Annotated in this window: 12 protein-coding genes; all 12 read left to right on the top strand. The window is 55.5% G+C overall.

Annotation, left to right across the window (positions count from 1 at the left end; genetic code table 11):
- Positions 1-130 precede the first annotated feature (130 nt).
- On the top strand, positions 131-568 hold the full coding sequence (gene mraZ, locus NYE26_RS22310; protein ID WP_036724286.1) for a division/cell wall cluster transcriptional repressor MraZ: 438 nt from the start codon (positions 131-133) through the stop codon (positions 566-568).
- Positions 569-607: 39 nt separating this feature from the next.
- Positions 608-1,561 (top strand): 16S rRNA (cytosine(1402)-N(4))-methyltransferase RsmH, encoded by a 954-nt coding sequence (rsmH, locus tag NYE26_RS22305; RefSeq protein WP_339250216.1) that lies wholly within the window; start codon positions 608-610, stop codon positions 1,559-1,561.
- Between the two features lie 23 nt (positions 1,562-1,584).
- The gene (locus tag NYE26_RS22300; RefSeq protein ID WP_036724284.1) at positions 1,585-1,983 is read left to right on the top strand and encodes a hypothetical protein; all 399 of its coding nucleotides are present in this window, start codon (positions 1,585-1,587) and stop codon (positions 1,981-1,983) included.
- Between the two features lie 42 nt (positions 1,984-2,025).
- Positions 2,026-4,257 carry a penicillin-binding transpeptidase domain-containing protein gene (locus NYE26_RS22295; protein WP_339250213.1) on the top strand — a complete coding sequence of 744 codons (2,232 nt, stop codon included), beginning with the start codon at positions 2,026-2,028 and terminating at the stop codon, positions 4,255-4,257.
- A 90-nt stretch (positions 4,258-4,347) separates the two neighbouring features.
- A complete protein-coding gene (locus tag NYE26_RS22290) occupies positions 4,348-6,276 on the top strand; it encodes a stage V sporulation protein D (protein WP_036724385.1) in 1,929 nt (642 codons plus the stop codon).
- Positions 6,277-6,523: 247 nt separating this feature from the next.
- Complete coding sequence (locus NYE26_RS22285; RefSeq protein ID WP_339250211.1) at positions 6,524-8,011, top strand: UDP-N-acetylmuramoyl-L-alanyl-D-glutamate--2,6-diaminopimelate ligase; 1,488 nt, start codon at positions 6,524-6,526, stop codon at positions 8,009-8,011.
- On the top strand, positions 8,008-9,420 hold the full coding sequence (gene murF / locus NYE26_RS22280; RefSeq protein WP_339250209.1) for a UDP-N-acetylmuramoyl-tripeptide--D-alanyl-D-alanine ligase: 1,413 nt from the start codon (positions 8,008-8,010) through the stop codon (positions 9,418-9,420). The genes NYE26_RS22285 and murF overlap by 4 nt, the downstream gene beginning before the upstream one ends.
- A 14-nt stretch (positions 9,421-9,434) precedes the next feature.
- Positions 9,435-10,400: a phospho-N-acetylmuramoyl-pentapeptide-transferase gene (gene mraY / locus NYE26_RS22275; protein WP_036724278.1), complete on the top strand. Its 966-nt coding sequence runs from the start codon at positions 9,435-9,437 to the stop codon at positions 10,398-10,400.
- A 3-nt stretch (positions 10,401-10,403) separates the two neighbouring features.
- Complete coding sequence (gene murD / locus NYE26_RS22270) at positions 10,404-11,825, top strand: UDP-N-acetylmuramoyl-L-alanine--D-glutamate ligase (protein ID WP_339250207.1); 1,422 nt, start codon at positions 10,404-10,406, stop codon at positions 11,823-11,825.
- A 49-nt stretch (positions 11,826-11,874) separates the two neighbouring features.
- On the top strand, positions 11,875-12,972 hold the full coding sequence (spoVE, locus tag NYE26_RS22265; RefSeq protein ID WP_339250205.1) for a stage V sporulation protein E: 1,098 nt from the start codon (positions 11,875-11,877) through the stop codon (positions 12,970-12,972).
- Between the two features lie 5 nt (positions 12,973-12,977).
- Entirely contained in the window at positions 12,978-14,093 is a 1,116-nt protein-coding gene (gene murG, locus NYE26_RS22260) for an undecaprenyldiphospho-muramoylpentapeptide beta-N-acetylglucosaminyltransferase (RefSeq protein WP_036724274.1), read from the top strand.
- Between the two features lie 185 nt (positions 14,094-14,278).
- Positions 14,279-15,562, top strand: a complete 1,284-nt coding sequence (gene murA, locus NYE26_RS22255) for a UDP-N-acetylglucosamine 1-carboxyvinyltransferase (protein ID WP_036724272.1) — start codon at positions 14,279-14,281, stop codon at positions 15,560-15,562.
- Positions 15,563-15,613 lie beyond the last annotated feature (51 nt).

The following is a 15,613-nucleotide window of genomic DNA, read 5'->3' as shown; positions in this document are numbered from 1 at the left end:
TCTTGACAAATAAGAAAAAATTACCTTGCTCCGGAAAAAGGTTTTTGATTTTTAATGGCGAATCTATTATGCTTAGGTGGTGAAAAGTGGGGCAAAGTGGGGAATCGGGATGTAGAGGTGGGAATAGATCATGTTTATGGGGGAATACCAGCATACCATTGACGATAAAGGACGGATCATTATCCCGGCCAAATTCCGTGACATGCTCGGAACCTCCTTCGTGGCGACCCGCGGCCTGGACTCCTGCCTGTTTGTTTATCCCATGGAAGAATGGGGAATCATGGAGCAAAAGCTTAAAAGCCTTTCACTGATGAAATCGGATGCCCGTGCCTTCAGCCGCTTTTTTTTCTCGGGAGCGACTGAGTGTGTATGGGACAAGCAAGGCAGAGTGAATCTGCCGGGAAACTTGCGGCAATATGCCAAGCTGGACAAGGACTGTGTTATTCTGGGCGTTTCGAACCGGGTGGAGATCTGGAACAAAGAGCTATGGGAGCAGTACTTCGAACAGTCAGAGGAATCGTTCAACGAAATCGCCGAGAAATTGGTGGATTTCAATTTTGATCTATAAAACATAACATTTCGAATTACTGCCTTGGAGGGATGCAGCTTGTTTCACCACATCACGGTACTAAAAGAAGAAGCGACAGAAGGGCTGCACATCAAGAAGGATGGCCTATATGTAGATTGTACGCTCGGGGGAGCCGGGCACAGCGCCCTTATCGCATCCAAGCTTAGCGGCGGGGGACGGCTGATCTGTCTGGATCAGGACGACTGGGCGCTGAACAATGCGAAGGAGAAATTATCCGGATACGGCGACAAGGTGGTGACCGTCAAGACCAACTTCCGCGATCTGGAGCAGGTGCTGAAGGGACTGCCGTTTGTTCCGCAAAAGGACGGAGTTCCCCAAGTAGACGGGATTCTCTTTGATCTGGGTGTATCCTCTCCGCAGTTTGATGAAGGGGAACGAGGCTTCAGCTACAATCATGATGCCCCGCTGGATATGCGGATGGACCAGTCGGCGCAGCTGAGCGCGGCGGATATCATTAACACCTGGAGTGAGCAGGACATTGCCAGGGTGCTTTTCCAATATGGAGAAGAGAAATTCTCACGGCGGATTGCCCGGAAGATTGTAGAGCGCAGGGAAGAACGCCCGGTGGAGACCACCGGAGAGCTGGCCGAACTGATTAAAGAAGGCATTCCTGCGGCGGCAAGAAGGACCGGGGGACATCCGGCGAAGCGGAGCTTTCAGGGGCTGCGGATTGCCGTCAATGATGAGCTGGGAGCTTTTGAGGAAGGCCTGCATGCTGCTGTACGTTGCCTGGCGCCTGAGGGCAGGGTATCCGTTATTACCTTTCACTCGCTGGAGGACCGGATCTGCAAGCAGATCTTCAGCAGCTATCTAAGCCGTTGCACTTGTCCGCCTGACCTGCCGTACTGTGTATGCGGTGCCGAAGGCACCCTGAAGCTAATTAACCGCAAGCCAATTGTGCCGGGGGAAGAAGAGCTGGAGCTTAACTCGCGTGCCCGTTCAGCCAAGCTGCGTGTCGCAGAGAAATTGTAGATGACGATAAAGGAGAATCAGAGATGGCTTATACCCGCGGAAATTTAGCAGTTCAACCAAAGAGAAAAGAAGAGGCAAACCCGCTGTACCGTGAGAAAACGAAAGTTGTCACCAGGCGCAGAGTGCTGCCGCTGCAAGAGAAGCTTTTGTACATGCTGACGCTGGGAGCCTTTATTCTGGTAGCAGCCTCCCTGATCTGGCGTTACGTCCATATTTACGATTTGAATATGCAGGCCCAGAAGCTGGACAGCGAAATCGCTAAGAACAAAAAGCAAATTGCCACCTATCAGATGGAGAAGCAGACGCTGGAGCAGACAATCGTCCCGCGGGCGAAGGAAATGGGCTTTGTGGTCCCTTCTGAGGAGTCTACTATCTATGTTCCGCTTAGCAGCCAGGCTACTGACAAAGCCGGTAAAAAATAGCGATGAACGGCAATCGCAATAATAGAGGTTGTGAGGTACCTTATGGTTAAGAGAATCAAACTTCGCACGCTGTTTATAGGAGGGTGTATTACCCTCTTTTTTCTTGTTTTAGTCGCCAGAGTATTCTGGATCCAGGTTCTGCAAGGCAAGGAGTGGCAGGAGACCGCAGCTAAGCAGTGGGCTCATACTTCAACCATCAAGGCTGTCCGCGGGGTGATCGAAGACCGTAACGGCAATGTTCTGGCCAGCGATGTGCCGGCCTACACGGTGGTGGTTAACCCAGAGGTCATTGCCGAGAAAAAGATCGGTGAAGAGGTGATTCAAGGCCTGCATGAGCTGCTTGGTAAGCCGGTGGATGAGCTGAAGAAGCTGGTGGAGGCCAAGAATGAAAAAGGGAAATATCTGACGAACCGGGAAATCCGTAATGAGGGCTGGAAAATCGATGAGGAAATGAAAGATAAAGTGACGGCTTTCGTTGAGAAGCTCAAGAAGGAGCATAATACGCTGGAGACCGGAGTCGGACTCGTCCGGGAGCAGAAGCGCTATTATCCGAAGGGTTCGCTCGCTGCACATATTCTGGGATATACCGACAGGGACGGCAAAGCGATGATGGGACTGGAAAAGCTCCTGAACAAACAGCTCTCCGGTACGGACGGCCAGCTGAATTACCAGAGTGACGGCAGGGGCATCAAGCTGCCCGATTCGAAGGATACGTTCAAGCCTGTGGTGAATGGAAGCAACTACAAGCTGACGATTGACAGCACGATTCAGTTCTACATTGAAGAGGCTATGAAAAAGGCGTATGCGGAGTATAAGCCGAAGTCGATCAGTGTTATTGCGGCCGACCCGAAGACGATGGAAATTCTGGGTCTGGCGAATATGCCGACCTTTAACCCGAATGAGTATTATGATCTGAATCAGGATGCGGCCGGCTTCTTTAACCATGCTATTATGACGAGATTCGAGCCGGGTTCAACGTTCAAGATTGTACCGCTGGCGGGTGCCGTGCAGGAGAAGCTGTTCAATCCGAATGCCAGCTTCAAGTCTGGTTCCGTCCGAATTAAGGGATACAGCAAGCCTATCTATGATATGAACAGAGCCGGTTACGGAACCATTAGTTTCCTCGAAGGAGTTAAGCGGTCGAGTAACGTTGCGTTCGTCAAGCTCGGTTATGAGATGCTGGGCAAGGAGAAGCTGCTGCAGTATATCACGGATTTCGGGTTCACGGAAAAGACAGGCATTGACCTCCCGGGAGAGGTTAAGGGTATTGTCAACCCTGATCCGAACAGGGCGGTAGAGAATGCGACGCTTGCCTATGGACACGGTAAGCTGCTGGTGACTCCGATTCAACAGCTCACAGCCGTCGCTGCGATTGCGAACGGCGGCAAGCTGCTGGTGCCGCATGTGGTGAAGGAGGTTACCGATCCGAACACCGGCAAGACCACGGTCACCCAACCGGAGGTTGTGCGGCAGGTGCTCTCCGAAGCAAGTGCAAGGGAGACGGGCAGCTATCTGGAGCAGGTAGTGGCAGATCAGCAGCACGGAACCGGCCGGCATGCCTACATTGAGGGATACCGGGTAGCAGGTAAGACAGGTACGGCGATTAAGCCGGATGGTAAGGGCGGGTATGACCGCGATAAGGTTCGCTCCTCCTTCCTCGGTTATGCACCAGCCAATGACCCTAAGATCGCAGTCTTCGTCATTATTGACGAACCTGCCGATGCGGCCGGCGGCGGTGCTGCGGCGGGTCCGGTCTTCAAAGATATCGTCTCCCAGGCGCTTCCTTATATGGGCGTGCCCAAAGCGGGGGATGTCACAGGTCCTGCCGACAAGAAGACGGTGAAGGCCGAGGCTGCCACCCAGCGCAAAGCGCCGGATCTGACCGGCAAGACGGTGAAGGCGGCGAGACAGCTGCTCATTAATCAGGGCTTTGATTTCGAAGCTGTAGGCCAAGGGGCAAATGTGGTCAGTCAGTACCCTGAGAAAGGCACCGCCCTGACCGCCGGGCAGCGGATCTATCTGTTAAGCGAGCAGGGAGAGAATGTGACGCTTCCTGATCTGCGCGGCCAGTCTCTGCGCGATGCCCTGGAGATTCTGAACCTGCTGAAGGTGGGAATCTCCGTTGAGGGAGAAGGCTATGTCACAGAACAGAGCCAGGCCAAGAATAAGGGAAAAACGCAGGTAGCGCTGAAGCTTAGCCCTCTCAATGAATATGGCGAGAATATTCCTGTTGCTTTAGCGGGCGATGCAGAGAAAGAAGAAGCTGCAGAATAACACCCATATAGGCTTGTTCTAACCCCTGTTTGTCCCGAATAGTCATGAAGGTAAGAGATCATGTCTATGAGTGAAAGCGGGGAGAACACAATGAAGGTATCGAAAGTCGTTAGCCGGCGGAGAATGCTGTGGACGCTGCTGGGACTGGCCGTGTTGTTCGGCGCGCTGGCTGTGCGTCTTGCCTATGTACAATTAACCCAGGGTGAGAAGCTGAGCGAGAGGGCCGAGGATTTATGGCGGCGGAACATCCCCTTCACCGCCAAGCGCGGCGAGATCCTGGACAGGGAGGGGGTGGCGCTGGCTTACAACATCAGCTCACCTACGATTTATGCCATTCCTGTACAGGTGAAGGAGAAGGAACAGACCGCGAAGCAGCTGGCTCCGCTGCTCGGCATGACCGAGGAGAAGCTGGTTCAGCTGCTGACCCAAAAGAAGGCCTCAGTGAAACTGCAGCCCGGCGGCCGCAAAATTACGATGGAGCTTGCCGCGAGCATCCGTAATTTGCAGCTGCCGGGCATCGTTGTCGCTGAGGATAACAAACGGTATTATCCCTTCGGGGATCTGGCCGCACATATTCTGGGCTTCACCGGAATTGACAATCAGGGGATTACCGGAATTGAGAGCATCTATGATAAGCTGCTTCAGGGGAGCGCGGGCAATATCTCCTATCTCTCCGATGCGGGAGGCCGGCTGATGCCCGGGTCCTCCGAGAAGTACACCGAGCCGCAGGATGGACTTAGCCTGCAGCTGACTATCGACAAGCAGATTCAATCTATAATGGAACGCGAGCTGGATCAGGCCATGGTGAAATATCAGGCGCAGGGGGCCTGGTCTATTGCCATGGACCCCCGCAATGGCGAGATTCTGGCGATGGCCAGCCGGCCGGGGTATGAGCCGGGCGCTTACCAGGAATACGATGCCGAAGTATATAACCGGAATCTTCCGATCTGGATGACGTATGAGCCGGGTTCCACCTTCAAGATCATCACGCTGGCTGCGGCCTTGCAGGAGGGGAAGGTGGATCTGCAGCATGAGCATTTTTTTGATCCGGGCTACATTGAGGTTGGCGGAGCTAAGCTGCGCTGCTGGAAGAAGGGCGGACACGGAAGCCAGACCTTCCTTGAAGTGGTCGAGAACTCCTGCAACCCGGGATTTGTAGCCTTGGGACAGCGTCTGGGTAAGGATACGCTGTTCAAGTACATCCGGGATTTCGGCTTCGGGAGCAAGACGGGCATTGATTTGAACGGTGAAGCGAACGGAATTCTGTTCAAGCCGGCCCAGGTGGGCCCGGTGGAGCTGGCGACTACTGCATTCGGCCAGGGGGTATCCGTCACGCCAATCCAGCAGATTGCTGCGGTATCGGCAGCCATCAATGGCGGCAAGCTGTATACTCCGCATGTGGCCAAGGCCTGGATTAACCCGGACACCGGGAATGTTGTCTCCGAGACTGAGCCGGAGGAAGTGCGGCAGGTGATCTCGGAGGAGACCTCGAAGAAAGTGCGGGCTGCCCTTGAGAGCGTGGTTGCCAAAGGCACAGGCCGACCGGCATTTATTGACGGCTACCGTGTGGGCGGCAAAACAGGGACAGCACAGAAAGTAATCAACGGCCGGTATTCTCCAACGGAGCATATCGTTTCCTTTATCGGCTTCGCCCCGGCGGATGATCCGCAGATCGTGGTCTATACGGCAGTCGATAACCCGAAGGGAATTCAGTTCGGGGGTGTAGTAGCCGCTCCGATTGTCCAGAATATTCTTGAGGATTCTCTTCTGTATCTGAAGGTTCCAGAGCGTAAGGATCAGCTGCCAAGAACCTATAAATACGGCGAGACCCCGATAGTGACGGTTCCTGATCTTACGGGAGCCACCGTTCAGGATATCTATGAGGATTTGAATATGAATTTCATGCTGGTCCGTTCCGGCACCGGCAACACCGTGATCAATCAGGCTCCGAAGGCGGGGGCAAGAGTGCAGCAGGGCTCTACGATCCGGATTTACATGGGTACGCCAAGTGAACCCTGAAATTTGTTATATAATGATTTAAAAAAATTGAACTTGAAAATATACAGACAGGGAAAAGTGGCGGAAGGGAATTTTGGAGCTGTAGGAGCGGTAGCGTCCGCCTTTGTCACCGGATTTCTACCGCAAGCAGCGGTTTGATTAAGAGAAATCTGGGGACAACAGCGGCCGGAAGCCCAAAACTTCTCTGGAGTCACGGTAATCCCATACTGAAAAACTTACAAGTACAAATGCAGAGTGAGGGATAGGTATGTTAATTAAAGAACTCTCTTCTTGTCTGGCCGCTGCCCATCTATATGGGGACGGAGACATAGAAATTTCGGATTTGCAGGCCGATTCACGCAAGGTGGGTCCGGGCGATCTGTTCATCTGTCTGCCCGGACATACAGTGGACGGACATGATTACGCACCTCAGGCTGCTACCAAGGGCGCGGCTGCCCTGGTCTGCGAACGGAAGCTGGACATTGACCTGCCGCAGATCGTGGTGGATGACTGCCGGTATGCCATGTCTGTGCTGTCCAATGCCTTCTTCGGTTCACCGAGCAGCCGGATGAAGCTGATCGGCATCACCGGTACCAACGGCAAGACCACGACTACGTATCTGATTGAACGGATCATGCAGGATCATGGGGTGAAGACCGGCCTGATCGGTACAATCCAGATGCGGTATGACGGTCAGAGCTATCCGATGTCCGGTACGACACAGGAGTCGCTGGAGCTTCAGCGCAGCCTGAATCATATGGCGCTTAAGGGCGTGCAGTGCTGTGTAATGGAAGTATCCTCCCATGCACTCCAGCAGGGCCGGGTGAAAGGGACTGACTACCGCACCGCGATCTTTACGAATCTGACCCAGGATCACCTGGATTACCACCATACGATGGAGGAGTATCGTGCTGTGAAGGGCTTGTTCTTCTCGCGGCTCGGCAACGTGATCTCTCCGTGGAAGGAAGAACGCAAGTATGCCGTGCTGAATGCCGACGATGAAGCCAGCGCCTATTTTGCCGCCCAGACCGCAGCGGAGGTCATTACATATGGTATCGACAAGGCTGCTAATGTCCGGGCCTCGCAAATATCGATCACCGCCAAAGGAACTTTTTTCCACGTGGAGACGTTTAAGGGTGAGACGGATATTTCGCTTCGCATGGTCGGCAAGTTCAACGTCTATAATGCGCTTGCGGCTATTACGGCTGCGCTGCTGGAGGATGTGCCGCTTGCGGACATCAAGGCCAGTCTGGAGTCGGTTGCCGGCGTGGACGGCCGTGTCGAATCGGTGGATGCCGGGCAGGATTTCGCGGTAATCGTTGACTATGCGCATACGCCGGACGGTCTGGAGAATGTGCTGAAGGCGGTATGTGAATTCGCTGCGGGCAAGGTGCTTACTGTCTTCGGCTGCGGCGGGGACCGCGATACGACCAAACGGCCGCTCATGGGCAAAATAGCTGCGAAATACAGCGACCATGTGCTAGTCACCTCCGACAACCCGCGGACGGAGGAACCGCTGCAGATTCTGGCTGATATTGAGGCGGGCCTGCGTGAGGATGGCGTGGCGCGTGAGCGCTATGAGATGATTCCGGACCGGAGGGAAGCCATCACAAAAGCTATTGAAATGGCAAGCCCCGGCGATGTAGTATTGATTGCGGGGAAAGGTCATGAGACCTATCAGCTGATCAAGGGAGTCGTTCATGACTTCGATGACCGCATCGTTGCCAAAGAAGTGATAAGGGGCCGAAGCTATTGATTATTAGAACATTGCATAACGTCGCGGAAATGTGCGGAGGAGAGCTGTCCTCGTCCGAAGCTAAGGATATAGAGATTAAGGGAGTCGTAACCGACTCGCGCAAAATATCGCAGGACTGCCTGTTCGTCCCGCTCGTTGGAGAGAACTTCGACGGCCATCACTATGCGGCCGCTTCGCTGGCGGCAGGAGCTGCCGCTACCCTCTGGCAGAGGGATAAGGGGCCTGCACCCGCAGGCGGCGGGGTTATTCTGGTAGAGGACACTTTAGCGGCACTTCAGAAGCTGTCCTCCGCCTATTTGGCCGAGGTGGCCCCCCAGGTGGTTGCCGTAACGGGAAGCAACGGCAAGACGACGACCAAGGATATGATTACGGCATTGCTGGAAGTGCAGTACAAGGTACACAAGACCCAAGGGAACTTCAACAATCATATCGGCCTGCCGCTTACGATTCTCTCCATGGACAGCGATGTTGAGATCGCTGTGCTGGAGATGGGCATGAGCTCACGGGGAGAGATCGCCCTGCTGTCTCTGCTCGCTTCTCCTGACGTAGCGGTAATTACCAATGTCGGCGAATCCCATCTGCTTCAGCTTGGCTCCCGCAAGGAGATTGCCAGAGCTAAGCTGGAGATTGTGGACGGACTTCAGCCGGGCGGGCTGCTGATCTATAACGGGGATGAGCCGCTGCTTGCCGAGGTTCTGGCAGAGCCAGGCTTCCGCACGCCTGAAGGGCTGCTAACCTTCCGCTTCGGGCAGTCGGATGACAATGATGATTATCCGACCGGCCTGATGACCCACAGCGGGGGAATGACCTTCACCTCGCTGCAGCATGGGGAGCGTGCCTTCACCCTTCCGCTGCCGGGGCAGCATAATGTAATTAATGCGCTCGCTGCGCTTGCAGTGGCGCGTCATTATAAGGTGACCGATGAGAATATGGCAGAAGGACTAAGCGGCCTCAAGCTGACCGGTATGCGGATTGAGGTTATTCAGGCGGCAAGCGGGCTGGTGCTCTTGAATGATGCCTATAATGCCAGCCCTACGTCCATGAGAGCGGCGATTGATGTGCTGCAGTCCATGAAATGCAGCGGCCGCAGAATCGCGGTGCTGGGGGACATGCTGGAACTCGGGCCGGAGGAGCTTCAGTTCCACCGGCAGATCGGCAGCTATCTCGACCCGGAGCTGACGGATGATGTATTCACCTTCGGGCCGCTGTCGGCGCAGCTTGCGGCGGCGGCCTCGGAGCGGTTCGAGGCCGGGCATATCTATGCTTTTACAGATAAAGAAGCCTTGATCAATGCCTTGACTGCGATGTGCGGCAATGATGATGTTGTGTTGTTCAAAGCATCCAGAGGGATGCGGCTGGAAGAAGTGCTCCACCGCTTGAAAGAACATTCTGAAGCGAATGCTAACTAAGGAGGGGTGTACCCATGGATTATCAATTACTTCTGCTGACTATTGCTGTGTCCTTTATCCTTGCGGTCATTGCCGCTCCGCTGATCATACCGCTGCTGCGCCGGCTTAAGCTGGGACAGCAGGTTCGTGACGACGGGCCCCAGACTCATTTGAAAAAGGCGGGAACCCCTACCATGGGCGGCGTAATTATCATGGTCGCGTTCACGCTGTCTTTTCTGAAATTCTCGGTCATTAATTCGGATTTCTATGTACTGCTGGCCGCTACACTGGGTTATGGACTCATTGGATTCCTGGATGATTATATCAAAATTGTGTTCAAGCGCTCCCTCGGCCTTACGGCGCGCCAGAAGCTGCTGGGCCAGCTGCTGGTCGGTGTCGTGCTCAGCGTCCTGCTGATCTCGGCCGGGCATAGTACGAATATCAGCGTTCCGGGAACCTCCTTCAGCTTCGACTGGGGCCCCTGGTTCTATTATCCGTTCATTGTGCTGATGATGATGGCGGTCACGAATGCCGTTAACTTCACGGACGGTGTGGATGGTCTGTTATCAGGCGTAAGCGCAATTGCGCTCGCTGCCTTCGCGGTGGTAGCGATGCAGGCAACCTCGATTGCCGCTGGTGTCTGTGCCGCTGCGATGATTGGCGCAGTGCTTGGCTTTCTCGTATTCAATGCCCATCCTGCCAAGGTGTTCATGGGCGATTTTGGCTCCTTCGGGATCGGCGGGGCGATTGGCGCGATTGCTATTGTCACCAAGACCGAGCTGCTCTTTGTGGTGATTGGCGGAGTCTTCGTGGTTGAAATGCTGTCCGTAATTATTCAGGTCGCTTCGTTTAAGACGCGCGGCAAACGGGTATTCAGAATGAGCCCGATCCATCATCACTTTGAGCTGGGCGGCTGGTCGGAGTGGCGTGTAGTCGTCTCCTTCTGGGCGGTGGGCCTCGTGCTGGCGGCAGCTGGACTATATCTCATCAAGGGGTTGTAACGAATGAAACATCCGGATCTGTACCGTGGTCAAGAGGTGGTCGTCCTGGGGCTCGCCAAAAGCGGCGTCCAGGTGGCCAAGGTGCTGCATGAACACGGCGCTGTGGTGACGGTCAATGATAAAAAGGAAAGAGATCAGAGTCCCGAAGCTTCCGAACTGGAATCTTTGGGAATTTCTGTTCTATGCGGCGGGCATCCGGAGAACCTGATCCACGAGGGTGTGCAGCTGGTTGTGAAGAATCCGGGGATTCCTTATTCGGTCGCTCCGGTGCAGCAGGCGCTGGAGCTGGGAATTGAGGTGGTGACCGAGGTAGAGGTAGCTTATCATCTCTGCGCTGCCCCGATGATCGGCATCACCGGTTCCAACGGCAAGACCACTACAACGACCTGGGTGGGTCATATGCTGGAGGCAGCAGGGATGCGCCCCATTGTGGCCGGGAACATAGGAACGCCGCTCTCACAGGCCGCACAGGAGGCTGACGCGGACAACTGGATGGTGGTCGAGCTAAGCAGCTTCCAGCTGAAGGGCACGGAAGCGTTCCGGCCCAAGATTGCTGCCTTGCTGAATGTCGCTGAGACCCACCTGGACTACCATGGAGGCATGGAGGATTATGTAGCCTCCAAATCCAAGCTGTTCGCCAATCAGGGACCGGAGGACACCGCTGTGCTGAACTGGGATGATCCGGTCTGCCGCGAGCTGGTGCCCTATCTGAAGGCGGAAATTATGCCCTTCTCCATGAACGAGGAGCTGGTGCAGGGTATCTTCGTCCGCCCGTCCTATGTGGCGGATAGGGTTGATGAACTGAAGCGCGTTATTATCTACCGCGATTCCAGCGGAAGCGAGACCGAAATAGCCGCTGTCGATTCTATCGGACTTCCCGGCCGCTTCAATGTAGGGAATGCGCTGGCTGCCTGCGGCATTGCCATTGCCGCAGGGGCGGACCCGGCGGTGCTGGGTCCGGTGCTGGCTTCCTTCCGCGGGGTGGAGCACAGGCTGGAGTATGTAGCAGACAAGGCAGGGGCCGCCTATTACAACAATTCCAAGGCTACCAATTCCAAAGCGACCTCCATGGCACTGGACTCCTTCCGGAAGCCGGTCATTCTTATCGCCGGAGGCCTGGACCGCGGCTCGGATTATATGGAGCTGCTGCCTGTCCTGGGGGGGAATGTCAAAGCGCTGATAGCGCTTGGGCAGACCCGGGACAAGCTGGCGTCTGTAGCCCGGCAGGCAGGAGTAAAGACGGTCATCTCCGTCGATAATGGGGAGAGTGCCGCTGCCGTGCTGGAGCAGGCTGTGCGGGAGGCTTCCACCCTGGCGGAAGCGGGGGATGTGGTTCTCCTGTCCCCTGCCTGCGCGAGTTGGGATATGTTTACCTCCTATGAGGAGCGCGGGCGTATTTTTAAAGAGGCGGTGCATAACCTTTAAGTAGGGGGGTGGATAAGCCCCTACTACGGATGCAAGAGGTGTGCTCCTGATGAACAAATCCCGTCATGCGCCCGATATCTGGCTGCTGCTTCCGATACTGGCTTTACTGGCTATCGGTATGGTAATGGTATACAGTGCCGGGTCCGTTCTGGGCTTCCGCAATTATGGCGATTCGTTTTATTTTGTCAAAAGACAAATGCTGTTCGCAGGCCTGGGCCTCATCGCGATGTTCATTACGGCGAACACCGATTACCTGGTGCTGAAGAGATTCGCCCGGCCGCTCCTGCTCATGTGCTTCGCCCTGCTGGTGCTGGTGCTGATTCCAGGCATCGGAGTGGTTCGCGGAGGTGCGCGCAGCTGGCTCGGCATCAGCTCCTTCGGCATTCAGCCCTCGGAATTCATGAAAATGGGAATGATCCTCTTCCTGGCCAAGTGGCTTGGAACCGAGGAGTACGACATCTCCAGCTTCATGCGCGGGCTGCTTCCGCCGCTGGCGCTGATCGGCTCCGCGTTCGCATTGATTATGCTTCAGCCGGATCTCGGCACAGGCACTGTCATGTTCGGCGCGGCTATGATGATGGTCTTCACAGCGGGGGCGCGGATGAAGCATCTGCTTTCCCTCGGTGCGCTGGGGCTGGCCGGGTTCGCCGGACTCATTGCCGCTGCGCCTTACCGGCTGCAGCGGATCACCGCCTTCCTGGACCCGTGGTCCGATCCGCTGGGCGCGGGTTATCAGATCATTCAGTCGCTCTACGCGGTGGGTCCCGGCGGGCTGGGCGGACTGGGCTTCGGGATGAGCCGGCAAAAATACAGCTATGTCCCGGAGCCGCAGACTGATTTTATTTTCTCCATATTGGCCGAGGAGCTGGGATTCATCGGGGGGCTGGCTGTGCTGCTGCTGTTCCTGCTGCTGATCTGGCGCGGAATGAAGGTAGCCATGAGCCTGCCGGACCGCTTCGGCAGCTATCTTGCCGTAGGAATCGTCTGTATGGTGGCGGTTCAGGTCGTCATCAACATCGGTGTGGTAATCGGCCTGATTCCGGTAACCGGCATCACGCTTCCGCTCATCAGCTATGGCGGCTCTTCGCTCACCCTGATGCTCACAGCTCTTGGCATTCTGCTTAATTTATCCCGTTATGCGAGGTGAAAGACATGCGTATTGTACTTAGCGGCGGCGGCACAGGAGGACATATCTATCCTGCCGTAGCCGTAGCCAGACAACTGGAATCCGAAGATGCGGATTCTGTCTTCCTGTATATAGGAGGCAAGCGAGGTCTGGAGAGCAAGCTGGTTCCCCAGGAGAATCTGCCTTTCCAGTCCATTGATATTACAGGCTTCCGCCGCAAGCTGTCGATGGATAATGTGAAGACGGTCATGCGGTTCCTGAAGGGGGTAAAAGCCTCCAAAGCTATGTTGCGCGAGTTCAAGCCTGATGTGGTTGTCGGCACCGGGGGTTATGTCTGCGGACCTGTGGTGTATGCAGCCTCCCGGCTAGGCATCCCGACGCTGATCCATGAACAGAACGCGATTCCGGGACTGACCAACCGCTTTCTCAGCCGGTATGCCAGCACGGTCGCGGTGAGCTTTGAAGGCACAGAGCCGGCTTTTCCCGGGGCCAAGAATGTAATCTATACAGGCAATCCCCGGGCCACTACGGTCATGACGGCTAATCCGCAACGCGGCTTCGCTTCACTCGGTATCCCCGAAGGAAGCACGGTGGTACTGGTTGTGGGAGGAAGCGGGGGAGCCAAGGCGATTAACCGTGCCATGATTGAAATGGCACCCTTTGTGGGTAAGGGTAATGGTGTTCACTATGTGTATGTCACCGGAGAGTCTTACTTCGAGGATACCCGCAAAGCAGTACGCGAGCAGCTGGGCGGTATTCCGAACTGGCTGCATGTCCTCCCTTACATTCACAATATGCCTGAGGTGCTGGCCTGCACTTCCCTGATCGTGAACCGGGCAGGCGCCTCTTTTCTCGCAGAGATTACCGCGCTTGGCATACCCTCTGTCCTCATTCCGTCTCCCAATGTAACGAACAATCATCAGGAAGCCAACGCCAGAGCGCTGGAAGGTGAAGGTGCGGCAGTGGTACTGCTGGAGAAGGACTTAAGCGGCGAGGCACTGTTCACAGCGGTTCAGAAGATCATCGGAGCGGATACGCTGCGTCACAGCATGTCGGAGGCCTCTAGACGCCTCGGTAAAAGAGATTCCGCCTCCTTGGTTGTCAGCGAGCTCCGCAGGCTGGCTGCAGGACGGGGACGCTAGAATCCGGGCTGACATTGTCACACACACGGAGCTCCGAACATAGGATGATCCTATAATCGTGACAATCACCCAGAGCGCTTCTTGATGTCTGAGATTCGGAAACGGAGTTCGTTCCGGCCGATTCTGCAGGACCGTGGTGCAGGAAGTGCTTACGGTGGGTGAGCGGTAATCTCGGAGGTGATACATTGGACAAATTGGTGATTGAGGGCGGAAACCCCCTGTCAGGCACCATACGTATCCATGGAGCAAAAAATGCGGCACTGCCGATTCTGGCAGCCAGCCTGCTGGCCGAAGGAGTTCACTCACTGCATAATGTGCCGAAGCTGCTGGACATCGAAACGATGCTGCATATTCTGCAGCGGCTGGGCTGCAGGACAGTACATGAAGAGGAGACGGTCACCGTCGATACGTCCTTTCTCCTGACCTCTCATGTTCCGGAGGACCTGATGCGGCAGATGAGATCCTCCATATTCCTGATGGGCCCGCTTTTGGCCAAGTTCGGGGAAGTGACGATCTATCAGCCGGGGGGCTGTGCCATCGGGGAGCGCAAGATCGACCTCCACCTGCAGGGCCTGAAGCTGCTCGGGGCAGAGATTGAGGAGACGGGCGGCCGGATCTGCTGCCGGGCTGCTAGCTTGAGAGGCTGTGATATCCATCTGGATTATCCCAGCGTGGGCGCCACGGAGAATATCATGATGGCCGCCGCCATGGCCGAGGGCACGACCACCGTCTCCGGGGCAGCGAGAGAGCCGGAAATCCAGGACCTGCAGAACTTCCTCAATGCGATGGGGGCACAGATTATCGGCGCAGGGACGGATACGATCACCATTCAGGGTGTCCGCAAGCTCCATGCCTGCAGCTATGAGGTGATCCCCGACCGGATTGTTGCCGGAACCGTGATGATCGCCGCCGCCGCCACGCGGGGCAATGTGACGCTGACACACACCAATGCAGGACATTTGACCTCCCTGATCCACATCCTGAGGCGCGCCGGTGTTCAAATTACAGTGTGCAATGATATAATTAATATCAGCTGTATGGGACGTCCCCGTGCGGTTGAGCGAATTGTTACCTCTCCGTATCCGTCCTTTCCTACGGACCTGCAGTCTCAGGTTATGGTTCTATTGTCCCTGGCGGAAGGATTCAGTGTGATTAAAGAAACGGTCTTCGAAGGGCGCTTCAAGCATGTGGAGGAGATGGCCCGGATGGGAGCCGATATCTCCATTGATCTGAACAGGGCATTCATACGCGGCGTTAAGAGGTTGTATGGGGCAACGGTTGAGGCTACTGACCTGCGGGCAGGAGCAGCCCTTGTAATCGCCGGGCTGGCTGCTCAGGGAACGACTATTGTAGAGCAGGCGCATCATATTGACCGGGGATATGACGGCATCGAATTATTGTTTCAAAAGCTGGGGGCGCGCATTAGCCGCAAGGTGCCGGTGCCTGACCCGCTGGATTTGGCCAATTAAAGCTCCCTGTCTCCTTCGGCGTAGCCGTGAGGAAGGAGACAGGGCCTTATT

The organism is Paenibacillus sp. FSL P2-0136 (assembly GCF_037975325.1).
Classification (GTDB): domain Bacteria; phylum Bacillota; class Bacilli; order Paenibacillales; family Paenibacillaceae; genus Paenibacillus_AQ; species Paenibacillus_AQ silagei.
Note: the sequence above shows the minus strand (reverse complement) of the source record. Positions and strands in the feature narration are given on the sequence as shown.